Annotated in this window: 20 protein-coding genes and 6 pseudogenes; 16 read left to right on the top strand and 10 right to left on the bottom strand. The window is 62.0% G+C overall.

Annotated elements, in window-relative coordinates; genetic code table 11:
- Positions 1-360: 360 nt before the first annotated feature.
- From J0J10_RS24875 to mgtE, 3 genes are all read right to left on the bottom strand, one after another.
- On the bottom strand, positions 361-1,245 hold the full coding sequence (locus tag J0J10_RS24875) for a universal stress protein (RefSeq protein ID WP_291650065.1): 885 nt from the start codon (positions 1,243-1,245) through the stop codon (positions 361-363).
- 55 nt (positions 1,246-1,300) lie between these two features.
- Positions 1,301-2,422: a baeRF11 domain-containing protein gene (locus tag J0J10_RS24870; RefSeq protein WP_291650063.1), complete on the bottom strand. Its 1,122-nt coding sequence runs from the start codon at positions 2,420-2,422 to the stop codon at positions 1,301-1,303.
- Positions 2,423-2,601: 179 nt separating this feature from the next.
- Positions 2,602-3,945 carry a magnesium transporter gene (gene mgtE / locus J0J10_RS24865; protein WP_291650061.1) on the bottom strand — a complete coding sequence of 448 codons (1,344 nt, stop codon included), beginning with the start codon at positions 3,943-3,945 and terminating at the stop codon, positions 2,602-2,604.
- A 252-nt stretch (positions 3,946-4,197) separates the two neighbouring features.
- Between mgtE and J0J10_RS24860 the strand changes: the two are divergent.
- Positions 4,198-4,730, top strand: a pseudogene (locus J0J10_RS24860) (IS5 family transposase); the annotation flags it as partial.
- A 165-nt stretch (positions 4,731-4,895) separates the two neighbouring features.
- On the opposite strand, the gene J0J10_RS24855 reads toward J0J10_RS24860, so the two are convergent.
- Together J0J10_RS24855 and J0J10_RS24850 are read right to left on the bottom strand one after the other, a co-directional pair.
- Positions 4,896-5,675: an acetoin reductase gene (locus tag J0J10_RS24855; protein ID WP_291650059.1), complete on the bottom strand. Its 780-nt coding sequence runs from the start codon at positions 5,673-5,675 to the stop codon at positions 4,896-4,898.
- Between the two features lie 634 nt (positions 5,676-6,309).
- Positions 6,310-7,302, bottom strand: a complete 993-nt coding sequence (locus tag J0J10_RS24850; protein ID WP_291650057.1) for an urea transporter — start codon at positions 7,300-7,302, stop codon at positions 6,310-6,312.
- A gap of 371 nt (positions 7,303-7,673) precedes the next feature.
- On the opposite strand from J0J10_RS24850, the pseudogene J0J10_RS24845 reads away from it, so the two are divergent.
- The 10 genes and pseudogenes from J0J10_RS24845 to J0J10_RS24805 form a co-directional block, all read left to right on the top strand.
- Positions 7,674-8,127, top strand: a pseudogene (locus tag J0J10_RS24845) (transposase); the annotation flags it as partial.
- Positions 8,128-8,198: 71 nt separating this feature from the next.
- Positions 8,199-8,399, top strand: a pseudogene (locus J0J10_RS27075) (transposase); the annotation flags it as partial.
- Positions 8,369-9,010, top strand: a complete 642-nt coding sequence (locus tag J0J10_RS24840) for an IS5 family transposase (RefSeq protein ID WP_366826187.1) — start codon at positions 8,369-8,371, stop codon at positions 9,008-9,010. The pseudogene J0J10_RS27075 and the gene J0J10_RS24840, both read left to right, overlap by 31 nt.
- Positions 9,007-9,117, top strand: a pseudogene (locus J0J10_RS24835) (IS5/IS1182 family transposase); the annotation flags it as partial. The gene J0J10_RS24840 and the pseudogene J0J10_RS24835, both read left to right, overlap by 4 nt.
- A gap of 241 nt (positions 9,118-9,358) precedes the next feature.
- Entirely contained in the window at positions 9,359-10,156 is a 798-nt protein-coding gene (locus J0J10_RS24830) for an amino acid ABC transporter ATP-binding protein (protein WP_291650053.1), read from the top strand.
- Positions 10,157-10,421: 265 nt separating this feature from the next.
- Entirely contained in the window at positions 10,422-11,093 is a 672-nt protein-coding gene (locus J0J10_RS24825; protein WP_291650050.1) for an HAD-IA family hydrolase, read from the top strand.
- A gap of 210 nt (positions 11,094-11,303) precedes the next feature.
- Positions 11,304-12,185 carry a DMT family transporter gene (locus tag J0J10_RS24820; RefSeq protein WP_291650048.1) on the top strand — a complete coding sequence of 294 codons (882 nt, stop codon included), beginning with the start codon at positions 11,304-11,306 and terminating at the stop codon, positions 12,183-12,185.
- A 157-nt stretch (positions 12,186-12,342) separates the two neighbouring features.
- A complete protein-coding gene (locus J0J10_RS24815; RefSeq protein WP_291650047.1) occupies positions 12,343-12,582 on the top strand; it encodes a hypothetical protein in 240 nt (79 codons plus the stop codon).
- A gap of 162 nt (positions 12,583-12,744) precedes the next feature.
- On the top strand, positions 12,745-12,954 hold the full coding sequence (locus J0J10_RS24810; RefSeq protein WP_291650046.1) for a hypervirulence associated TUDOR domain-containing protein: 210 nt from the start codon (positions 12,745-12,747) through the stop codon (positions 12,952-12,954).
- Positions 12,954-13,523 carry a DUF488 domain-containing protein gene (locus tag J0J10_RS24805; RefSeq protein WP_291650045.1) on the top strand — a complete coding sequence of 190 codons (570 nt, stop codon included), beginning with the start codon at positions 12,954-12,956 and terminating at the stop codon, positions 13,521-13,523. Before J0J10_RS24810 ends, J0J10_RS24805 begins: the two co-directional genes overlap by 1 nt.
- 154 nt (positions 13,524-13,677) lie before the next feature.
- Here the strand turns inward: J0J10_RS24805 and J0J10_RS24800 are convergent, their stop codons facing one another.
- Positions 13,678-14,571, bottom strand: coding sequence for a LysR family transcriptional regulator (locus J0J10_RS24800; protein ID WP_291650043.1), 894 nt, complete (start codon positions 14,569-14,571; stop codon positions 13,678-13,680).
- 181 nt (positions 14,572-14,752) lie between these two features.
- Between J0J10_RS24800 and J0J10_RS24795 the strand changes: the two genes are divergently transcribed.
- Genes J0J10_RS24795 through J0J10_RS24780 form a run of 4 tightly spaced genes read left to right on the top strand, consistent with a single transcriptional unit; the run spans position 14,753 to position 18,618 of the window.
- Positions 14,753-15,652, top strand: coding sequence for an XdhC family protein (locus tag J0J10_RS24795; protein ID WP_291650041.1), 900 nt, complete (start codon positions 14,753-14,755; stop codon positions 15,650-15,652).
- Positions 15,649-17,262: a cytochrome c oxidase subunit I gene (ctaD, locus tag J0J10_RS24790; protein WP_291650039.1), complete on the top strand. Its 1,614-nt coding sequence runs from the start codon at positions 15,649-15,651 to the stop codon at positions 17,260-17,262. The genes J0J10_RS24795 and ctaD overlap by 4 nt, the downstream gene beginning before the upstream one ends.
- Before the next feature lie 43 nt (positions 17,263-17,305).
- A complete protein-coding gene (locus J0J10_RS24785; protein WP_291650037.1) occupies positions 17,306-17,950 on the top strand; it encodes a Tim44/TimA family putative adaptor protein in 645 nt (214 codons plus the stop codon).
- Positions 17,947-18,618: a 5-formyltetrahydrofolate cyclo-ligase gene (locus J0J10_RS24780; RefSeq protein WP_291650035.1), complete on the top strand. Its 672-nt coding sequence runs from the start codon at positions 17,947-17,949 to the stop codon at positions 18,616-18,618. Before J0J10_RS24785 ends, J0J10_RS24780 begins: the two co-directional genes overlap by 4 nt.
- 16 nt (positions 18,619-18,634) lie before the next feature.
- Here the strand turns inward: J0J10_RS24780 and J0J10_RS24775 are convergent.
- Positions 18,635-19,074, bottom strand: a pseudogene (locus J0J10_RS24775) (peroxiredoxin family protein).
- Positions 19,075-19,109: 35 nt separating this feature from the next.
- On the bottom strand, positions 19,110-19,577 hold the full coding sequence (locus J0J10_RS24770; RefSeq protein WP_291650034.1) for a PAS domain-containing protein: 468 nt from the start codon (positions 19,575-19,577) through the stop codon (positions 19,110-19,112).
- Positions 19,578-20,195: 618 nt separating this feature from the next.
- On the opposite strand from J0J10_RS24770, the gene J0J10_RS27070 reads away from it, so the two are divergent.
- The gene (locus J0J10_RS27070; protein WP_366826182.1) at positions 20,196-20,477 is read left to right on the top strand and encodes a PepSY domain-containing protein; all 282 of its coding nucleotides are present in this window, start codon (positions 20,196-20,198) and stop codon (positions 20,475-20,477) included.
- A gap of 59 nt (positions 20,478-20,536) precedes the next feature.
- On the opposite strand, the gene J0J10_RS24765 is transcribed toward J0J10_RS27070, so the two are convergent.
- A complete protein-coding gene (locus J0J10_RS24765; protein WP_291650032.1) occupies positions 20,537-22,606 on the bottom strand; it encodes a HAMP domain-containing methyl-accepting chemotaxis protein in 2,070 nt (689 codons plus the stop codon).
- A gap of 137 nt (positions 22,607-22,743) precedes the next feature.
- Positions 22,744-23,403: pseudogene (locus tag J0J10_RS24760) on the bottom strand (sensor histidine kinase); the annotation flags it as partial.
- Between the last annotated feature and the right edge of the window lie 18 nt (positions 23,404-23,421).

Raw genomic sequence — 23,421 nt, 5'->3', positions numbered from 1 at the left:
CAGCGAGCCCGCTACATCACGCTGGAAAGCATCGCACCGATCAGCGATGATCCCATCGTCAGCCTGCCCGCCGTGGCCGCCTGACCCGCCCGGCCAACGCCGGCATCGTGGTGGCTCCGCGAAGCTACACCACCATCAGGGACACGACCAGGACAATCCGACAGGAGCGCTGCGCGGCTTCGGCTAACGTGTGGATATGTTCCCGCCAGAAGGGCCGAACAAGGCGGGTTTGGATCGGATCTTGCCCGACTATGACGCACCATGATGCACCCGGCTGTTTTCCAGGACGGATGGGCGCAGCGAAAGCTCCCGATCATCGGCATCGGCCGACCCTTCTGGCCTGCCCCTCGCGGGACATTATCAAGTCGCCGAAATTGGTTTCTTTGCCAGGAGCAAATCACAAGAGGATGCCGCAAGCACTCGGCGCGCGACGCTACCCAGTATCATCTCGGAAACTGCGGTCCTTCCCTGGACGCCAAGAGCCAAGAGGTCCGTTCTCCCAGATCGTGCGAGCCTCACCAGAGCCGTTGCGGCGTCACCGCGAACGACCCGGATTTTGCCCTGCACCGCGAGGCTCGAGTGGGCCGAAGCCAGCTCCTTCCTGGCAGCCTCCTCTTTGGCTCGCCGATATCGGTCGATCTCGATTTGGGGAGTGCCCGCCTTCAGCATGGCCTGCTCGAAGGTCATCGGGATTTCGAAGGCATGGACGAGTTCAAGTTTTGCCTCAGGGGCAACCTGGGCAGCAGCCTGCGCGGCGGCCAGTGACATCGGCGAGAAATCAATGGCCGCAACCACGTGACGGTACGACTCTGCCGCTTTTTGCTTTACGACCAAAATTGGGCACGGACTGGAGCGTAGAAGCCGATCCGCAGTCGAACCAAACAGTCTCTCGCGCAGGTTTCGTGGCTTTCCGGGACCTATGATGAGCAGGTCGGCGGCGTGGTCACGTACCAGCCGATCGATCACCTGATCGGCCTTGCCGAACTCGACCCTGATTTGTGCCTGAACGTCTGCTGGTATGGTAAGGCGCTCAAAAGCTGCAGTCGCATCGGTTGCAAGCACTCCGGCAATCGTCGCGTTCCCCGCCGGTGGCGGGAGATCGTGATCGGGTGCAGGCAGGCTTTCAATCGCATGACTCAGAATAAGCCGAGCGCGATGCTCCACCGCAAGCTGGATGGCGCGCCGAGCCACCTGCTCATCGCCGTGCTCAAGGGCGATTGCCGCAACTATTGTCTGGATCGCCATGCCGGCCTGCCTCCCGGGGCATGGGGAGTGGCAGATGCCGCCTCCCCACAAATTCTTAGATTGGATAGCGAAGGATCGCCGCCAGCTCGTTGCCGCCTGGAATATCCTCGCGCCGCACGCCCATGACCCGCGCGCCACTTGCAAGGGCCCGTGTTGCGATCTCGTCGACCACACCATAGGCCTTCGCGTCGTCCTGTTCGACGAAAGTGACGGCGCCACTCTGATCATCGACGAAGCCCGGAACGGTGCTGTCGATATCGATCAGCAGGGTATGAACACCACCGAAGGTCGCCGCCCGGGCGGCATCCGATATATCGGTCGTCGTGCGGCTTTCGCCCGTACGCCTGTCAAACAGCGCATGTATGTCCGCGATGTCGGATGCATATGCTTCGTCAAGAATCGGCCGGGCCTTGCTCGCAAGTTCGGCAGCGCTGAACTGGTCCGGACTATCGGCGATCGCATCCTTCATCAGGTGCGGATACGAGCAGGTCTGGGCAAAAAGTGATGCCAGTCTGCCGGTCGCGGCCAATATCAGCGGAATATCGCGGCCGGACAGGACCTGGCGAAGCGCCACGTCGACCTGCCGAACGTATTGTTGGAAACGCACGTTCTGCCCTTCGGACCCATGGATGCGTCCGCTGAAAGAGCGGTCGTTCAAGGTTGATTGTCCAACCGACGAGGCAGCATCCTTGGGCATGCCAGGTACCTTCACCACCTCTGGCGGCAGGTCGGCATGCATCTCGACCAGGCGCACGGCATTTTCGGAAAGAGCAAGGATGAAAGCCGAGTGCGGGAAGGTCGCGGCGCGCAGAAGCGGCTTGAGGTGGAACCGATCGGAAACCTGCACCATCGACGTCAGGTCGTTGGCCAGGCGGTGGGTGCGGATGCGGTCGGGGGTGACGAAGACGGCGAGACTGTTTGCCTGAAATCGCCAGAACTCATCGTCATCAAGCAGGTCATGGAGACCGTCGAGCAGCACCGCAAGGCGTCTCTTGTCGAAATTTGCGTCCTGAAGCTGAGCCTGCGCCTCTCGGATCAGATTCCCGAACTCGATACGCGATCCACCGACCTCCTGGGTTACAGGCGTCGTTTTCAGATAGATCGAAACGCAGGCGTCTGCGCGAATGTTGGAAAGGTTCGCAATTTCGGAGCGTGTGGGCAGGTCAACGTAAAGCATAATCTCTCCACTAATGTTAATCGTGACAGATTGGAATTCCGACAGTAGCGAATCCAATTCGGACAATGGTTGCTGTCAGAAAAATTCAAAATATTTGGCGCAACCTCCAAGTTCAACAAGCCATTTAGTTACCGCGCGCACAATGCATTGCGTTGCGGCCGACTGCCGCACATCTCTGTTCAAGGCAGTGACAGCAGGGCCTTGGCTATTGAAAAGTAGATCAAGACGCCGGTGGCATCAGCGATCGAGGTCACGAGCGGCGTGCTGGCCGTCGCCGGGTCCATCCGGAAGCGACTGAGAATGAAGGGCAGTAACATGCCGATCATGCTGCCGACGGTGACGATCACAATCATCGACAGGGCAATCACGATGGCAATGTCGCGGCCACCGCGAAAGACCCCGATAACGGCGATGGCCGCCGCCATGCTGAGACCGAGAAGAATGGCAACGACCAGCTCGCGGCCTAGGACGCGGCCCCAGTCCGAAATGCGAATATCGCCTGTCGCCAGCGCGCGCACCATCAGCGTGGCGGACTGCGAGCCCGCATTGCCACCTGAGGCGATCAAGATCGGCAGAAAGAACATCAGTGCCAGATGGGCGGCAATCGTGTCCTCGAAATGGGCGATGCCTGCGCCTGAAAAGATGTTGCCGAAGACAAGCAGCATCAGCCAGGCGATCCGGGCACGGTAAAGCATGGGAACGGTCGCGGTCGCCACGCTGGAATCCAGATTGGTGACGGTTCCGATCCGCTGGAAATCCTCGGTCGCCTCGGCTTCCATGACATCCAGCGCATCGTCATGGGTGATGATGCCGACCAGTCGCTCCTGTGCGTCGATCACCGGCAGCGCGATCACGTCATAGCGGGCGATCTTGCGAGCAGCGTCCTCAACGTCGTCATTCACCCGGATTGCATGGGTGTTGCGTTCCATGAGATCGGCGACCCTGACGCTGGCCGGCGCGGTGATAAGGTCCTGCAACCTGACAGAGCCGACAAGCTGGCGTCCGGTATCGAGGACATAGGCGCGGTAGATGGTCTCTTTGTTGGGAGCTTCGCGGCGAAGCACTTCGATCGCTTGCGTCGCATTGAGTTGTGGCGACAGGGACGCATAGTCCGAGGTCATGATGGCGCCAGCCGTGCCTTCTTCATAGGCAGCCAGTTGCCTGATGTCCTCGCGCTCGGCATGTGCGAGTGCGGGCATCAGCGCCTCACGCTGTTGATCCGACAGGTGCTTGTAGAGATCAGTTCGGTCGTCAGCATCCATCTCCACGAAGATCGCGGCCAGATCTGCGCGCGGTATGACGGCGGCAAGCCTTAACTGAAAGCCGGCGTCGAGATAGCCGAATATGTCCGCCTGCCGCAGCCGGGTTGCCTCCTTCAGGATGGACCATGCTGGTGCCGGCTTGATTTCCTGCAGTGCGGCGGCAATATCGGCTGGATGCCCGCTGGCAAGTCTTGTGGAGTTCTCCTGAAGATCATCCTGCAAAAAAAGGCTAGAAAGCTCTGATGCTTTGCTCTCGCCCATGCGATTTCCTTCCATGCAAGACAATTTTAGTAGGTCTTATAGGGCGGGTTTTATGACGACCCCAACGGGCTTTCCGCCAATTACCGCTGAGACCACCTGCCACGAATTGTCGCCGTCGAGAAAGCTGTCGGCGCTCAGCCTGGCAGTAGGCCGGAAAAAGAAGATTCTCTCTTTAGGCTCTACTTCTGGTTAGGGTCAGGACTCATTGATCGGAGAGGCGCGATCTGATCAGGCTCTGCGAGGAGACTGGATGTGAGCGATTTTTACTGGTCGCCGAACGAACAGATGGCGCGGCTCAAGCCGTATTTCTCGAAGAGCCTTGGCAAGCCGCGAGTGGACGATCAGCAGGTGCTGAGCAGGGTCATCTTCGTCAATCGCAGTGGGTGGCGGTGGCGGGATGCGCCGAAGGAGTACGGGCGCCACAAGACGTTGTACAATCGATAAAAGCAGTGGCGCGATATTGGGGTTTTCGCTCGGATGATGGAAGGGCTGACTGCCGTCGGTGCCGAGCGCAAGGCCGTGATGATCGACGCGACCTATCTTAAGACGCATCGCACGGCATCGAGCCCGCGGGTCAAAAAAGGGGATCTCGGTCGACCGACGGGGCGCATCAAGGGTAACATGAACACCAAGCTCCATGCTGTTACCGATGCGAACGTCCGCTCCCTGAGCGTCTTCATGACCGGCGCGTGATTAGCGACTATATCGGTGCAGCGCCACTGTTGGGCGAACTGCCCAAAGCGCAATGGTTGCTCGCCGACCGGGGCTGTGACGCCGACTGGTTCTGATCCGAGATCATCTGCTGGATCGCTGGAAGGTTGGGTTTCCAGCCTCGATCGCTCAATTCTGCCGCAGAGCCTTCTTCGTACAATCCCAATGTGAATAGGAATTTTCGGGTCCTGACCCTAGAAAATATCGCTCACGGCAGCCGTGAGCGATATTCCCTGCCCTTAGCGATAGACGAGCCCGCCGTCGATCAGCGGAGCCTGTCCGGTCATGTAATCCGAGTCCGGCCCCGCGAGGAACGAGACGAACGCGGCGACGTCCTCGGGCGTCTGCGCACGCCCCAAAGCGATACCTTCCACGTATTTTGCATAGGTTGCCCCCACCTTCGCACCGGTGATCTCGGCAAATCGCTTGTCGATTTCAACCCACATGTCGGTACCGACGATGCCAGGACAATAAGCATTGACGGTTACTCCGTCGCTGGCAAACTCCTTGGCCGCTGCCTGTGTGAGGGCCCGGACCGCAAACTTGGTTGCGGAGTAGACACCCAGAAGCTCGAAGCCGTCATGCCCGGCAATGGACGACGCATTGATAATCTTGCCCTTCTGCTTCCGCTCCCGGAATTTTCGGGCGGCTGCCTGTATCCCCCAGAGCACGCCCTCGACATTGACCTTGAGGATCTTCTCAACCTCCTCCGGTGTTACGTCCAAGAGAGCCTGAACCTGTGCGATGCCGGCATTGTTGACGATGATGTCGAAGCCGCCGAGTTCCTTCTCAGCGTGATCGACCGCGGCGTAGACCTGATCGCGCTTGGTGACGTCGGCTACAAATGTCGTTGCTTTCCGGCCCGCCTCCTTGACCTCGTCCGCGACGGCTTTCAGCTTGTCGTTCTTGACGTCAACCAGGGCGATGTCGGCACCATCTTTTGCCAGCCGCAGGGCTATCGCACGTCCGATTCCCTGACCTGCGCCGGTAATCAAAGCAACTTTCCCGTTAATGGCCATGATCAGCTCCTTATGCTGAAGTTCGAAGAATCCGCTTTGGCACCCTGGGTACCAAGCGATCGACGAGATGCAGCTGCGCGTAACCCGATCAGCAGCGAGCCCGGTGTCCCACCGAGACCCGTCGACGTACTTTATCTACCCGCAAGCGGGTCCCCTAGTTCGCGGCCTTTTCCAATCCCGTCCGCAAGGCTCGAAGCCGGGCCATTTTGCTCTCCCGAGCCCGCTGCTCGGAAAGTAAGATTTCACTGGAAATCCTATCGGTGCGCTCTTGGCGGCTTTCTTTGATCCCAGTACTGAATTTATTCAAAGCATATCTCCTCAGTTATCAGATAGTATTTATGTATATTGTTATATTTTTCTAGATCGTGCGGCATTATGTCATGTAAGGAATAAAGAAAATACATTTCTTAAGTTGATCTGAGCGTAAACCTATTGCGACGTGTGCGCCAGATCATCGTTGTATCTTTTCTATCAGTGGAGGCGAATAGCCTTGATCGTGCGCGCGATCGGTATCGTGCGCTCAAGGAGGAAGATCGACATGGCCAATCCAGCCTGCGAGATCCGCTCCTCGGAAGCGCTGCAGCCTGATCGGCGTATCTGGTTCGGCACTGAGAACGGTGGTTGTGCTATCGTGCTATGCGGTTGGCTTGGCTCGGAACTTCGGAAACCTCCGGCTGGCGAGCAGGAAGATCCAGGTGACCAGCACGAACGGCAGCGTCAGCGCAGGCATGCCGAGCGGTTCCAACGCGGCGGCGGCGGCCGCAGCCACGAAGGGGGTGGCGATCGCGCCGAGCAAGGCATAGGCGATTGCAGCCCAGCTTGGCGTGAGGAATGTGCCGGCAAGCGCAATGGCGACCAGTAGACTGTTGAAGCCGAACGCCCCGGCACGGATCGCAGGCTCTGCCGCACCCATGCCCCAGGCGACGAGCAGGCCTGCGAGCGAACCCGCCAATCCCGCCGCAAAGGCCATGCGTGAGGCAACTAGAAGCCCCGCCGCAAACAGCATGCCGGTGGTGGCGCTGCCCTGAAAGAAGACTTGGCTGACGCCGTTGAACAGTCCTTCAGCTATCGTGGACGCGCTCGCCACGCCTTCAACAGCCGCGGCCTTCGGCAGTCCCGCGGTTGGCAGAAAGCCAGTGGTCTCCAGTCGCCCGAAGCGCGCGGTAGCGAGGAAAAAGCACAGCGAGATGAACACGAACGGCGCCGTCAGCGCCGGCAGCTTCCAGATATCGAAGGCGGCAAGCATAGCAGCCATGACGATGGTGCAGCAGGCGGCGGCGAGGATGACACAGGCCCAGGTGAGCGGGACGGGTTGCAGGAAATACAACAGCGCGACGCCGACCAGCCCGCCATTGAATCCGAACATGCCGCTACGCACGAGGATACGATCCGCACCCAGCACAATGGCGGTGAGCGTGCTGGCCACCGTTCCGACGAGGACGGCCACCGCGAACAGCCAGGAGTTATAGGCGATGCCGATCAGGAACAGCAGCCCGGCATAGCTGTTGTTCTGAAACATTACCTGCCCGACACCGCGCAACACGCTGTCGAGGAAGCCTGCCAGACGCGAGAGCGGGTCATCGCAATGAACTTCAAGGCCGGTCGTGGAAAGTCGTAACACGGCCATTGCCCGCCTCTTGGTTGCCGCCGATTGGTCACAGATGCTCGCTGATGAGCTATCGATCAGATCACGCCCAGCATTCGCATCATGTCAACGGCGGTCGGATTCCAGGCCAGTGCGGCGGAGCAAAAGCAGGCCACTGTCGTTGAGGTGAGGCGGATATGGCAGGGGGGCCGATCGGGGCCCCTGCCATATCGCGCTGCCGATGTTGATCAGGCGATGGTCTCGCCGGTGTCGGGCTCGGCCTTCTCATCGGTGGCCTGTTTTTGCTCCGCCCGGCGGTGGCGCGCCGGCGGCTGGCGGATTGCCTGAGAGCCCAACCCAAATAGGGTTGGGTAGTTTCAGCAGGTTGGTTACGAGACGTGATGTAGGCCACAATGGCCTGGACCGAAGCCGCCCGGCATGATCATGCACGGCAAGGGCAGCGCTATTCAAGTGACCTGACCGATCGGGAATGGGTGCTGATCCGCCCATTTCTGCCCGAGCCGAAACCGATCGGTCGACCCCGCGTGACGGACTTGCGCGAGGTCATGAATGCGGTCCTCTATCTGGCGTCGAGCGATTGTCCATGGTCGCTGCTGCCTCAGGATTTTCCGCCTTTCACGACCGTCCAGCGCTATTTCTACGACTGGTGTGACCGCGCCTCCTGAAAACGATCAGCCACCACCTGGTCACGGCGGCTCGCGACCTGGAAGGCCGGGAGGTCGGCCCGACCGCTGGCGTCATCGACGGCCAGAGTGTCAAGACCACGGAAGGCGGCGGCATCTGGGGCTTCGGTGCTGCAAGAAAGTCAAAGGCCGCTAGCGCCGCATCGTCATCGATACGCTTGGCCACCTAGGCGGTGTGGACGGATTGCCGCATGTCGATCGGAGAGGATTCCTCTGACGCGCTTTGTCTGATTCATGGAGAGCCGACTGATTTGGAGGTCGGCGATGTCCACGAAGATGGCGGATGCGGATTGGTTTGTGGCGCTGGAGGTGTTCCGGGCCTCGCTGCCGCGCCGGGGCGACAAGGGTCGTGACGATCGGCTGTTCCTGGAAGCGATGCACTATTTCTCGGTTCACAACATCACGTGGCGGACTCTGCCGGAACGGTTCGGCAAGTGGAACAGCGTCTGGAAGCGCTTCTACCGGTTGAGCAAGGCTGGCGTGTTCGAGACCTTTTTCGATCACCTGGCCTCGCTATCGTCCTCAGCGCACCTCGTGCAGATGTTCGACTCGACCATCGTGCGCGCCCATGTCTCTGCGGCAGGCGCCAAAGGGGGCAGGAGGGACAGGCGCTCGGCCGTTCCCGTGGCGGTTTCTCGACCAAAATCCACCTGAAGACCGATTTCGACGGCCATCCCATCGCCTTCGACCTGACCGGGGGCGAGAAGGGCGATGCACCACATTTCCCGGTTCTGCTCGGGCTCGGCCCCGATATCGATCCGCGCGCCGCTGTCGGCGACAAGGGCTACGCCAGCAAGGCTAACCGGCAGGCAGCGCGCTCGGGCGGCATCATCCCGATCATTCCACACAAGACCAACGAGAAGGACAACTCAGCCTTCTTCGCGAAGGCCCTTTATCGAGGGCGAGCCCGCATCGAGCAGGCTGTCGGAAAGCTCAAGCGCTTCAAGCGGGTCGCCCTACGCTGCGAAAAGACAAAGCGGAACTTCGCGGCCATCGTCGCGCTCGCCGCAGCATTCGTCCTAATCAAATCCGTCCACACCGCCTAGTCGGGCTCGTAGCTCATGGTGCTGATATCCAGGACCACGGCGGGGCCGTTGCCGTGCTGAACGACATTCGTCATCGCTATCCCTGGCTGCGCCATATCGAGGCCGATCTGTGGGATCGTGGCTATCTCGACCTGGTCGCGCCCGCCGCCGCCGTCATCGGCGCTGACAAGCGTGGTGAGATCACCGAGATCGAGAAGAACGGCGAGCTCTCGGCGATCAACAAGCGCTGGTTCGGCGTCGAGCTGACCAAACTGCCGCCGATGCCGTAGTTCTGATCCAGGACGACGACGCTGCGCCCGGTCAAGCGCCGGGCGCAGCGCCACAAGACGCAAGCGACGAGAAAAAGTGATGGCGAGCGAAGCGACCGCGACCAAGCCCGCGGCAAGGTCGGACGAAGCCCCGATCATCCAGATGCGCAAGGTCGACAAGTTCTACGGCGACTTCCATGTGCTCAGGAACATCGACCTCTCGGTCACCCGCGGCGAGCGCATCGTCATCTGCGGGCCCTCGGGCTCGGGCAAGCCGACCCTGATCCGCTGCCTCAACCAGCTCGAGGAGCACCAGTCCGGCGAGATCGTCATCGACGGCATTACGGTGCATGCGGGCCTGCGCGGCATCGAGGATGTCCGCCGCGAGATCGGCATGGTGTTCCAGAGCTTCAACCTGTTCCCCCATCTGACCGCGCTGGAGAACTGCACGCTGGCGCCGATGAAGGTCCGCGGCATCCCGAGGGCGGAGGCCGAGGCTGCGGCACGCATCATGCTCGAGCGGGTGCACATCCCCGAGCAGGCGATGAAGTTTCCGATCCAGCTTTCCGGCGGCCAGCAGCAGCGCGTCGCGATCGCCCGCTCGCTCTGCATGAACCCGAAGATCATGCTGTTCGACGAGCCGACGTCGGCGCTCGATCCGGAGATGGTCAGCGAGGTGCTCGACGTCATGGTCGAACTCGCCGAGAGCGGCATGACCATGCTGGTCGTGACCCATGAGATGGGCTTTGCCCGCAAGGTCGCCGACCGGGTGATCTTCATGGATGCCGGCGAGATCGTCGAGGTCGCGCCGCCCGAGCAGTTCTTCCGGGCACCGGAGAACGAGCGCACCCGCAAATTCCTCGGCCAGATCCTGCACGCGAAGGCACAGGCCCATTGAGGGGAGTTCGCACGATGCTCGGCGTCCGTCGGCTGAGCGCCTCTTCAACTTGGAAGGGATAGAATGCCGATGGCTCTTGACGCATCGAGAAAGAAGGAGCCTGTTGCCCGAGCCCCGCGCTGCCCCAACCGCGGGGGGGCGAGCCGGAGTGCGCTAGCCAGCCCCCGGTAGGCCATTCCGGCTCGCATTCGAGGGGGCACTATAGTCTCCATGCGGCCTCCTGATCCAAAGCGTCGACTTGGAACTTCTTTGCCGAAAGAGCGCTATGGACCTCGTGATTTTTGATCTGGACGGCACGCTGGTTGACTCTGGCGCGACCCTTCTTGCGGCTCAAGCAGAAACCTTCCGGCGATGCGGGCGTCTTCATCCGGGGCGGCAAGCCGGTCTCGCAGTCGTCGGGCTTTCGCTGGGCACTGCGATGGCAAAGCTCGCCGGCCTGGCCGAGCCCGATGATCTCTTGACGCGGACCTATCGCGAAGTCATTGGCGCCATGCACGAACGCGCCCTGGCCGATCCCGCGCTTCGCGCGCCGCTTTTTCCCAAGGTGGCAGAAACGCTGTCGCTTCTGAAGCAACGCTCAGGGTTGAAACTCGGCATCGCCACCGGCAAGTCCCGCAAGGGGACCGAGTTTGTTCTCGCACAGCACGATTGGCAGGGTTTTTTCGACACCGTGCAGACGGCTGATGACGCGCCCTCCAAACCTCATCCGGGCATGGTCCTCCGCGCGATGGCGGAAGTCGGCACGATGGCCGAGCGTACCGCGATGGTTGGAGACAGCTCTTACGATATCGACATGGCAGTGGCGGCTGGGGTAACGCCGATCGCTGTTTCCTGGGGTTTTCAATCAGTTTCGCACCTGGTGTGTCTGGGCGCTCAGCATGCGCTGACAGATTTTGGCGATCTGCCGAGTGTTCTGGGCTTTGCCGATGCAGCGTGAAGCCTGAGCTTCGCCGCCACGAGAACTGGATTATTGCAGTTCTTTCTCTCACTTCTATTTCGATCATGTAGCGCAATGGCGGGGGCTAATCCGTCATGCTTCGGAATCGACCGTAGCGATTGCGGGAGATATAGCGCCGCCCTGAGTCTATCGAACTGTCTTCTACAAACGCCACGCAGTTCCTTGATCTGGTAGAGAGCGCGACTGAGAATGACTGAGCCTTCATCCAGCCGCCACGCGACTGGCATGTCTCTAGCTTTGGTCGGAGTTGTCATATTCAGCGGCACCGTGCCAGCAACTCGGCTCGCGGTCGCCGGCCTCGACGCCTACTTCGTTACGGCTGCTCGTGCCGCTGTCGCAGGGTTGATTGCGGCGCTGTTATTGATTGGCCTACGCCGGAATCGGCCGCAGAACGCTCAACTGTGCTTGATGGGGGTCTGCGCCTTCTGCTTCGTTATTGGCTTCTCCGGCTTCGTCGCATTGGGTTTGCGTACGGTGCCAGCAGCGCATGGCGGTGTGGTGCTGGGGATCATGCCGCTCACCACTGCCGCCGCTGCCGCTCTTATACTGGGCGAGCGCCCGCCGGTGCGGTTCTGGCTGTTTGCTATTCTAGGCACCGCGATCGTGGCTGGGTTTGTGTTGCGCGATGGAGGCGAGGCTTTTGGTGTCGGCGATCTCTATCTGATCGCGGGCGCCCTGACCGGGTCGATAGGACACGTATATTCCGGAAAGCTCTCGCGCCAGTTGCCCGGATGGGAGGTGATTTCATGGGTACTGGTGATTTCGCTGCCTGTGACCGTGCCGGCCACGTTTTGGCTGATGCCCGCAAATCTGAGCGTCGTGCCGACGTCTGCCTGGGCGGGGCTTGGCTATGTCACGCTGTTCAGCATGTTCATCGGCTTCTTCGCCTGGAATGCCGGCCTCGCCTTGGCGGGTGTCGCCAATGCCAGTCAGACTCAGTTGCTGCAGACATTCATGACGCTTGGCCTGGCGGCTTTGATTAATGGTGAAGGTATCGACCTGTCGACCATTGCTGCGGCGGTCGCCGTCGTCGTCGTGGTGGCGCTAGGGCAGAGAGCAAAATCCAAATGACGAAACAGAGGCCCCGAGAGACGTGTAGTCCTATCGCGGTGCCGCATGCTTGACGACTGGTGGGCCGGAGAACACGATCCTCTTGTCGTATGGATGAAGGGCGCTTCCACGTTCGGCATTCCGTGCGGCCAACAAAACCGTCTGAACGAGGCGCCTCATGATCTCGTATCTGCAAGCGGCCCACGAACTTGACCAGCGCTGGTCGTTTTCGCTGCAGTTCCTGCCTCCGGCGCCTGCTCTGCGCAGCAACAGCGAATGCGCCGAGGCGCGCGGGATCGCCAGGACGGAGGTCGATCTTTTCATGCGCTATGCCAGGGAGATTGCGGCAGACAATGAGCTACACTTCAATCTTTTGGTCGATTTCTATGATCTAATGTTGGTCCACGGCCTCAGTTAGGGCGATGGTTCCTGTGAGGCTGCGAGCGATCGTTCCCGTGTCGGTTGAATGCAGGGCACGCCTCAGATCGTTCATGCCGTTCCATGCAGGTCAGGGCCCGGTTCTCGCATGCACCCGGAACAAGTTCGTTGATTGCGTATTCTACCCCGAAGGCAGAACGTCATGGACAAGTTCAAGGTTGGCGATCACGTCCGCTGGAATTCCGAGGCCGGCATGGTGAGCGGCAGGATCATCAGGGTCCATCACGCCGATTTCGACTACAAGGGCTACCGACATCGCGCTTCGCCGGCGGAGCCGCAATATGAGATCAGGAGCGACAGGAGCGAGCATGTCGCCGCCCACAAGGACGCTGCCCTGACGAAGATCGACTGATGGTGGCCCAATTCTCCACGATCGGTCATTCCAACCGCTCCCTCCCCGAATTCGTGACGATGCTGCAGGAGGCCGGCGTCGATCTCCTGATCGATGTCCGCAGCTTTCCGCGATCGCGAGCCAATCCAGAGTTCAATATCGACCGATTGCCCGATGATCTAGAGCGCTTCCAGATTGGCTACTGCCACATCCCCGAGCTTGGCGGACGCCGCGCGAAGCAAGACGGAGTGGACGATCGGCTCAACGCGCTGTGGCGGAATCAAAGCTTTCACAACTACGCCGATTACGCGCTGAGCAACGCGTTCGGTGATGCCCTCCGACAGGTGCTGGATCTCGGCGCCAATCGCCGCGTGGCGTTGATGTGCGCGGAGGCCGTCTGGTGGCGATGCCACCGCCGCATCATCACCGACTATCTTGTCCTGAACGGCCATCCGGTCGATCACCTGATGGGGCCAGGACAGATCGAGCATGCCACGCCGACGCCGGGAGCCGTGAGGACGAGCGACGGGAAGGTGACCTATCCGACAGAGCCCGCCGAAGCGCAGCTAGGCTCGAGCGCTTATCCGTAAGCGATGCCGAAACGGCGGTTTGCCGGATGTCTTCCGGCCGCCAGGTCAGCCCGGTGACTGTTGCGTTAGCGCGTCCCTGATGTCTTAATCTGGGTAGCTACTCCGTCTTCGGCACCCCAGATATCCTGCTTGGGGAGATCGAAGGAACCCCGTTCTAACTCGACGCATCGCTGTCGGGGGCCTGGAAGCACGCCGTCTTGACCGCATCTGCCACGGCGATGTTGCGCAATCCGGCAAGGGCGAGGCTGACTAGCTCGTCATCGGCCTGGGCCGAACAGACGGCATAAATCGGGTAGAGGAAACTCGGCGCGTCCGCGACGAGATGAAGCCGGCCGGCGGCGATGTGTGGCGCGACCACCCGCTGGCGGAAATAGCCCGAGCCGCCAGCTTCGAGAATATAGCTCAGGGCGAGCGGTCCTAGGCTGACAAACAGGCCGGGGTTGTTCTCCTCAGGGAAGCTGAGTTCGTGATGCTGGGCGAAGTCCGGGCCCCAGTCGACATAAACGTAGTTGTCCGCCCCTGCGGTTTCGGTGTCGGCGGTAGTCGAGACTAGCACCAGCTTTTCTTCGAGCAGCAATTCGACGCGCGCGCCCGGCCGGTGCTGCGGTTGATACATCACGGCGATGTCGAGCGCCCCGGTCGAAACCTGATGGGTCAGGCTTTCGGGCAGGCCGACCTCGACGCGCAGCGCGATGTCGGGCGCGGCCTGGCGCATCCAGCGTAGCCAGTCCATGAGCCAGGGATGCCAGAGGCTGAGCTCGCCGCCGACGCTGAGCACGGCCCGTCGTCCCGGAGGAACGGCAACCTGATGCCGTGCTCGCTGCCAGAGCTGCATGAACATGGGCGCATAGCGCAGGAACTGTTCCCCGGCCGGCGTCAGTGACGCGCCATTCTTGTTGCGGATGAAGAGCGGCCTCCCCAGCTGCGCTTCGAGCGCTTTGACGCGTGCGCTGACGGCAGTCTGGCTGACATTGAGCTGTTCGGCGGCGCGCACGAAGCTGCGCATCCGCACGATCTCCAGGAAGGTTCGGGCCAGCTCGATATCCATGCACAGCGCCTCCGAGGCCTTTGTAGCATTATTCCTGCATTCAACGTGCCATTAAATTCGTTTGTTCGCTTTTTCTAAAGGCGCAAGATGGCGGAGCTGGGCAACGCCATCGTCCATGCGGAACAGCTGACCGGCACGATCCCCTGAACATGGCGTTCCCAGTCTTCTGGGATGGGATGCCATGGGCGTGCGCCCTGTCGATTTTACCGGGACGGATGTCCTCCAACTGGCCGCCGAACTGTCTGCCGCGGGCCGCGCTTTCGCGCTCGGTGTCGTCGTCGAAGCGCGCGGCTCCGGCGCAGGGCGCGCCGGTGCGAAGGCGCTGTTCGATACCGAAGGGGAAGTCATTGCGAGCTGGGTTGGCGGCGGCTGTGCCGAATCCACGATTGCGAATGCTGCTGTCGAGACCTCTGCCAGCGGCACACCGCAGTTCGTTGAGGTCGATCTCGACAGCGAGGTACTCGGCGCCTGCATGCCCTGCGGCGGCCGGATGCGGGCCTATGTTGAGCCAGTCCTGCCGCGATCTTCGCTCTGGGTTCTGGGGCATGGCCGCGTGGCTGAACGCCTGCGCCACTTCGGCGCCCTGCTTGGGTTCGCGGCCATCGTCGATGACGCCATGGCCGGTGCGGAAGGGTTGCTCGAAGCTTCCCGCATCATCCCCGACGATCCTGACTACGCGGTGGTGGCGCCGGCGGCCGAGGACTTTGCGGCCGTCGCGACGCAGCATCGTGGCGACCACGCATCGCTTGGCCGTCTGCTTTCGAGCGAGGGCGGCCATTTCGCGTTGATCGCCAGCCGCAAGCGTGCCGGGCTGGTGCTGGCCCATCTGCGCAAGGCCGGCTTCCGACGCCAGGTGCTCGATCGAATCCTTGCCCGGGCTGGGCTCGCTCGCGGCGCGCGCACGCCGGAGGAAATCGCGTTGTCGGCCATTGCAGAGATTTTGCTCGTCCGCCGCAGTCGCGCCGACCGGAAAGCCAAGGCGCAGACGGAGGACGCGTTGATGACCGCGTTTGGCGAGACGCGGTCACCGGTCATGCTGGCACGTGCCGAGCCACTGCGCCTCGTCGGGAGAATGAGATGACAGCTCACGTCGAAACCGCCGGCCACAGGCTCGGCTTCTGGACCCGCTGGTTCCTGTCGACCAACCACAAGGATATTGGCACGCTCTACCTGATCTTCTCGTGCTGCGCCGGGGTGCTGGGCACCGCCCTGTCGGTCGCCATGCGGATGGAGCTGCAGCAGCCCGGCATGCAGATCTTCTCCAGTGCCGCGGTGTTCAACGTGTTCGTCAGCGCTCACGGCCTGATCATGATCTTCTTCGTGATCATGCCGGCGCTGATCGGCGGCTTCGGCAACTGGTTCGTGCCGCTGATGATCGGCGCGCCGGACATGGCCTTCCCACGCATGAACAACATCTCGTTCTGGCTGCTGGCCGCGTCCTTCGTGCTCTTCCTCTGTTCGCTCTTCGTCGAGGGCGCGCCGGGCACCTCCGGTCATGGCGGCGGCTGGACGCTCTATCCGCCCTTCTCGGCCGCGACCGGTCAGCCCGGCCCGGCGGTCGATTTCGTCATCCTGTCGATCCATCTCTCCGGCGCGGCTTCGATCCTGGGCGCGATCAACTTCATCACCACGATTCTGAACATGCGCGCGCCCGGCATGACCATGCACAAGATGCCGCTCTTCGCCTGGGCCATGCTGGTGACCGCCTTCATGTTGCTCTTTGCGCTACCCGTGCTGGCGGGTGCGATCACCATGCTGCTGACCGACCGCAACTTCGCCACGACCTTCTTCGACCCCGCTGGCGGCGGCGACCCGATCCTCTACCAGCACCTGTTCTGGTTCTTCGGGCACCCCGAAGTTTACATCATGATCTTGCCGGCCTTCGGCATCGTCAGCCATGTCGTCTCGACATTCTCGAAGAAGCCGATTTTTGGCTATCTCGGCATGGCCTATGCCATCGTCGCGATCGGCCTGATCGGTTTCATCGTCTGGGCGCACCACATGTACACCGCCGGCCTGTCGCTCAACACACAGCGCTACTTCGCCTTCGCCTCGATGGTGATCGCGGTCCCAACTGGCGTCAAGATCTTCTCCTGGCTTGCGACGATGTGGGGCGGCTCAATCCGCTTCGGCGTCCCGATGCTCTGGGCGATGGGCTTTATTATTCTGTTCACCATTGGTGGCGTGACCGGCGTGGTGCTGGCCAATGTCGGCATCGACCGCGTCCTGCACAACACTTACTATGTCATCGCTCATTTCCACTACGTGCTGTCGCTCGGCGCCGTGTTCGGCATCTTTGCGGGCTTCTACTATTGGTTCCCGAAGATGAGCGGTTATCTAACCAATGAATGGCTCGGGCGGCTCCATTTCGTCATGATGTTCGTCGGCGTGAACCTGGTGTTCTTTCCGCAGCATTTCCTCGGGCTCGCCGGTATGCCGCGCCACTACGCTGACTATCCCGACGCCTACGCGGGCTGGAATCTGATCTCGTCGGTCGGCTCTTACATCTCGGCAGCAAGCCTGCTGGTCTTCTTCGCGGTAGTCGGCGAGGCGTTCTGGCGCAAGCGCCCGGCGGGCAACAATCCATGGGGCGAAGGTGCGACGACACTGGAGTGGACGTTGTCCTCTCCGCCGCCCTTCCATCAGTTCGAGACGCTGCCGCGCATCTTTGGCACCGATCATGAAGCCTGAAGCGCGTTCGGAAGCGGAGCGGAACCAGGATAGGGAGGTCGTCATGCCCCATGAAGCCGACAGCATCGGACTGGCCACCCTCTTCTGGTTACTCTGGGGCTATTGGAGTTTTGTCTGGTTCACACGGCAACTGACCTCGCTCGGACAGGCCGGGAACCCAGAGCCGACTGAGCTAGCAGTGGGCGATCAGGCGATGCAGAAACCCAACCTGCTTGCCCGGTCCGCGACCGCGTCGCGGTCAGCCGCCGCGATGCGCGAGATCTTGCAGCGCGACGGCACGATCTCGGTCGAAGCTTTTGTTGGAAAGGCGCTCGCGACTTATGAGGCGATCGTTTCGGCCTTCGACGCCGGGGATCGGGATACGTTGAGCCGCTGGCTCTCGCCCGAGGTCTACGATGCCTTCAACAAGACGATCAACGAGCGCGAGGAAGCAGGGGAAGAAGTGGTTGAGACCTTATTCTCGCGCATCGAGCCCGAGATTGTCGAAGCCCGGGTCGAAAAGGAGCTGATGGAGGTGTCGATCCGCTTCACCAGTGAATCTTTCAAGCTGCCGGGGCGCCCGGTGAGCCTGTTCTTCCGCAATGTTTCGAGCCCGTTACGCAGCGCCGGCATCTGGACGTTCGCCCGTAACGCGGCGGTGCCAGGCGACCTCTGGCGGGTTGTGGCAACGCAGATGGAGGGGAGATGACTGGCGATGACGATGAGGAGCCGCGCGGCTACGCCTCGCCGCCCTGCTTTATGCGAGAGGTCGATCCTGCGTATTTCGGCTTCGCTCCGCCGTCCCCGCCAACGCAAAGCGTCGTCGCCTGGCGCAAGGTCCAGCGGGAACGACTGATCGCGGATCGCCTTGTGCTGTCGGCCGCATTCAGGAGCGATGCAGCGGCAAAGATCGCGCGAGCCCTCGACACGCTGAGCGGCGACCTCGGTGGGCGAGTTGTCAGCGCCTATTGGCCGTTCCGCGGCGAGCCGGATCTGCGGCCATGGCTGGCGTCACTCCAGGTCCGCGGCGCACACACGGCGCTGCCCGTGGTGGTCGCGAGCCGGACGCCGCTCATCTTCCGAAGCTGGCGACAGGGAGATCGCCTGGCGCGCGGTGTCTGGAACATCCCGATTCCTGCGGGTGGCGAAGTCGTCATCCCGGATATCGTGATTGCGCCTCTCGTCGGCTTCGATCGAGACTTCTATAGGCTCGGCTATGGCGGCGGCTTCTTCGACCGGACGCTGGTGCAGCTGCCTGCAAGCACAGTCGCGATCGGCGTCGGCTATGATCAGGCGGCGATGGCGTCGATCATACCGCAACCGCATGACATCCCCATGCACCACATCGTAACCGAAACCGGCATCAGGAATCGCTAGGCGAGGCTGCGATCTACTAATCGGCCGGCTCGGCCAGGAGTGTCGCGATCTCGGTACCGATCCGCATGTCGTCCTCGGCCCCGAAGCCGTGCTTGCGGATGCGCCCCGCCCGGTCAATCAGGATCAGGCTCGGCGTTCCGCACATGCCATAAGCGGCCATGATCTGCGGAATCGGCCCGTCCTCCGTAGGGCGGTCGATGCCGATCGGAAAGGTCAGGCGGTATTCGTGGATGAAGGCCTCGAGCGAGACCGGCGTCATCGCCGCATGGTGTTCGAAGACCGTGTGGAGCCCGATGACTGCGACCTCTTCTGCGGGGAAGAGTCGGGAGTCCGCTGCGCTTGCGGCAGGCCGCCCTGCACGCAGCCAGGATAGAGCATCTGGAATGCGTGGAGAACCACGACCCGCCCGCGCAGGTCCGCGAGAGCGCGTGGCCGCGGCGTATTGAACCAACGCATCACATCGAGGGTCGGGGCCAGGTCGGCGGTGGCGATCACGGCCTCGTTCCTCTCGTTTGCCCTGTCCCGCTCCGCTCTGCCAGCTCGCGTCGCAGCCGGCGTAGTTCCTCGAAGCGGGGCGTGACATCGCGCAGGATGGCCGCCATGCCGGTGATCCCGCCATCGAGCCCGCGCAGCAAGGTGATTGTGAATTCGACCGAGACCTGCCGGCCACCCGCCGCGAGAGCCGGGACGGAGAGCAGATCTCCGGCGCCATAGCGCGTGGTGCCCGTCGCAATGACCTGTTCCCAGCCGGTCCAGTGCCGTTGCCGCAGCCGTTCGGGAATGATCAGGTTGAGCGGCGCGCCGAGAGCCTGTTCCGGTGTGAAGCCGAAAAGCCGGACCGCGCCGGGATTCCAGAACCGGATGGTCCCGTTCCGATCGGTTGCCAGAATGGCCTCCGCTTCGCTAGCGAGAAGCGCTAAACCGAGTTCCGCTGCAACCTGTCCCGAACCATCGGCCATCTCGTCAACCTCTCCGCTCAGCAATATCGCTCCAGAGCGGACCGTGCGTCGGAGGATCAGGAGAACGGCTTCGGCTTTGAGCCTGACCGAGCCGCATCGGGCTGCCGTTGATGTCGTTGTCGAACCGGGTCGCTTTTTGCGTCAAGGTCGACATCGGTCACCGTTCCGCATCCGTTGCGAGACTATCCATCCCTTCGAGCCATTCCGCCACGACGAAAACCATGCCGCTGTCGAAATCTGCGACCACGCGGCGCCAGTCCGCTCGTCCGAAGCCGATCTCTCTTGCGCTTGATCCAGTCGGCATCGGGGCTCGAAGCGGCCTAATCCGTTCTTGTAAAACAAGTTTACACTCTCAGAGGTCTCGATGCGCCTCCACCCCACGAGAGGTGCAAGATAGGCGGCATGGCTTGGGCTCTGTCGACTGTCGACCATGGCTTCATGCGCCGGGTGCATGCGCTACGCAGATTTTCATGCGCAGCCTACTGCGCGCGCCTTATGCAGAACCCAAGTATTCCGGCTTCTGACGCATTGCTGACGTCAAACGCTGGAAGGCTTCAGCAACGCGTCAGCTTCGCAGCATAGGCTTTTGCATCGACAACCTGAACCGAGGAGCAGGAGATGCAAAAGATGTTGGCTATGATCGCCCTTCTTGTGGCGACACCGACAGCAGCAGCCTTGGCTGACGATGGATGCCGGAATCCGGCAGAGCCAAGGCAATCCTTGGCGGCCGTGTCGAAACTCGCAGACGAATTCGGCTGGACCATCTCCAGGGTGAGGATTGGAGACGGATGCTATCGGCTCAAGGTGACGGATGTGAACGGGAACATCTTGCGGGTCAGAATTCACCCGGTGACGCTGGACGTCGTCGGAGGAACGGTCAAGAAGTGGGGGGCGAGTTAACCCCCCGCCTCGTTCGCAACGGCGCGAGAATACGCCGGCAGCCACCAAGCGGGAGCTTCCTAGAATTCCGCCCAGCCGGCGACATGGTGCCTGCCGGCATTGGCGACCCTTCTGGGCGCTGCGGTGAAAGCCTGCTCGGCAAGCTGCTGAAGGAGCTCCGGCCCGCCGGCTGGTCTCAGAGTGGCTGAGCGTTGATGGGGCGTGACGGCCGGCGTCGGGACCCGGCGCATGGCTGGGTCTGCGTCGCTGCCGGTCCTGAAAGCCGCGACAAGGTCGTTGAGCTGGCCGATGCGCTGGTCGAGCGCATTGGCGGAAGCGGCGCTTTGCTCGGACAAGGCCGCGTTCTGCTGGGTCATCTCGTCCATGTGGGCGACGGTTTGGCTCATTTCTTCGATGCCGTTGGCCTGCTCGGACGCGGCAGCGGAAATATCGGCGATGGTTGCTGCGACCTTCTGGGATGCGGTCATGATGCGGGTCAGGGCATCGCCGGCTTGGCGTACGAGCTCGACGCCACCGGCGACCTCGGCATTGGACGAGGTGATCAGCGTCGAGATGTCCCTGGCGGCTTCGCCCGAGCGCTGTGCCAGGGTGCGTACTTCGCTTGCCACCACGGCGAAACCCTTGCCGGCATCGCCAGCGCGAGCGGCTTCCACCGCCGCATTGAGAGCCAGTAGGTTGGTTTGGAAGGCGATGTCGTCGATCACTCGGGTGATGTCGGATATCTTCTTCGAAGCCTCCTCTATACGGACCATGGCGGCGATCGCGCGGCCTGCGATCTCGCCACCGCCCTCGGCCTCGCGCGTCGCTTCCTCCGCGGTCGTTGCCGCCTGGCGTGAGGCCTGGGCCGATGCCTTGACCGATGCGGCGAGCTCTTCCGTGGTCGCTGCACTCTCTTCGAGTGAGGACGCCTGCTCTTCGGTGCGCCTGGAGAGATCGTCGGCTCCGGTCGCGATCTCATGGGCGGAGAGGCTCACATCCGCCGCCGTCGCCTGGATCGTCCTGACAGTCGAGGCGAGGCGCTTGATGGTCTCGTTCACGGCCGTCTTCAGCTCGCCAAAGCGGCCCTGGTAGTGGGTCGGGATGTCCTGTGTCAGGTCGCCTTCGGCGACCCGTTGCAACGTCGCGACGAATTCGAGCGTGGCGCCGTCGACGACGGTGTTGATCTGGTTGATGCCGGCGACGAGCCTCTGCATCTGCTCATCGGCATCGTCAATCTGCAGGCGAGCTGAGAAATCGCCGGCGGCTGCGGCGGCGACAACCTCGCCGACATCCGAAACGATCGCCTCCATGGCTTGGCTGCGCGCCAGACGGCGGGCTTGTTCCGCGCGTTCGCTCTGCTCAAGATCGCGCATATGCTGCAGGTTGCGACGGAAGAGGTCGAGTGCCCTAGCCAACGTTCCGATTTCATCGGCGCGCTCCTGAAACGCGACATCACATTGCAAGTCGCCAGCGGCGAGATGCCCGGTCGTGGCCGTCGTTGCCAACAACGGACGGATGACCCGCCCGGTCACGAACCAGATTGCCGCTGTAGCGACCAGCCCGGCCAGGAGACCGATCAAGGCCAGCGTCAGAAGGTTCTGTCGATAGTTTGTTTCGGCCGTGATTGCGATAACGGTGGCGCGGTTGTTGGCGCGCTCGATGATGCCCGCAACCGTTTGCTCCATTTCGCTGACGAGAGGGCGCATCTCGCGCAGGGCTTGCGTCGCCGCGGGCTTGTCTCCGCTGTTGGACGGGGCCAGGATGTTCTGCAGGCGAGAGAGATACACGCTGGTCATTCGCTCGAACCGGTGCAGCGCCTCGATATTCGAGGGCAGTATCATCAACCGGTACAGATCCGCCGTGGCCGCTTCGATCCCGCGGGTCTGTTCCTCGATGCTCTTCTCGATCTGCGAGCGCGTCGCGGCGTCGAGGCTGTTGACGTGCATGTTGAGCAGGAGATGCCTGCGATCGACCCGGCCTCCCACCTCGCCGCTCAGACGGACGATCGGGACGATCTGCTGCGTCAGCGCATGCTCGTCACGCGACATCGCGGTGATCGCGAACACGGCGTAAGCGAGGCCGGCGACGAGCGCCAATGTCAGCACGCCGAGGCTGCCGACGAGCGCGGTGCGAATGGAGAAGGAACGCATGAGTCTGCTTGCCTGAGAAAACGTCCGGCCAACGCCGGCTTCGGTTCATCTGCAGAGGCAATTCATAAACATTCATTAAAAATATATGTTTTAACGACGCTGCTGGCCGAGTAAGTGGTCGCGCCCTCCCGACTGGATCAATCCAGCCGGCCGATCCGGAGGCGGACCTCGAAGCCGTCTTGGTGTCCCTCTCTCGAGGAGATCAGCTCGAGGCTGCTGCCGGTACCGGCGGCGATCGCCTTCGCGATGGCCAGCCCGAGCCCGGCGCCTTTCGCCTGCGAGCGGCCGCGCTCGAACGGGTCGAGCAAGCGGGCGAGCAGATCCTGCGGTACGGCCGGCCCGGCATTGGCGATGCGCAGGAGGCCGTCCATCGACAGCGTCACGCAGACCGGTTCGGCCTGCGAGCCGTGCTTCAGCGCATTCTCGATCAGGTTCCGCATCAGGATCGCGAAGGCATCGGGATCGATGCGGGAGAGCACTGGGGCATCGGGCAGGGCCAGCTTGATCGGCCCGGCTGCGCCGGCGTTGGCGGTCAGTTCATCCACGATCAACCGGAGTAGGGCGCCGATGTCGACCGGCGCGGCGCCATGCAAACTGCCGCCTTCCGCCCTGGCCAGCTGCATCAGTTTTTCCGAGAGAGCCGAGAGCCGGCGCAATGCGGATTCAATGTCGCGAGCCTGGTTGCGCGCGGCAGCGTCGGTCGTTTCAACGATCAGTCTCTGCGTCTGCGCGAGCGCGGCGGCCACCGGCGTGCGTAGCTCATGCGCGGAGTTGGCGGTAAAGCTGCGCTCGGCTTCGGACCAGCGCGACCGAGG

This window comes from Allobosea sp. (assembly GCF_017308075.1).
In the GTDB taxonomy this organism is placed as follows: Bacteria; Pseudomonadota; Alphaproteobacteria; order Rhizobiales; family Beijerinckiaceae; genus Allobosea.
The sequence above is the reverse complement of the archived record's forward strand: the minus strand, read 5'-3'. Positions and strand labels throughout refer to the sequence as shown.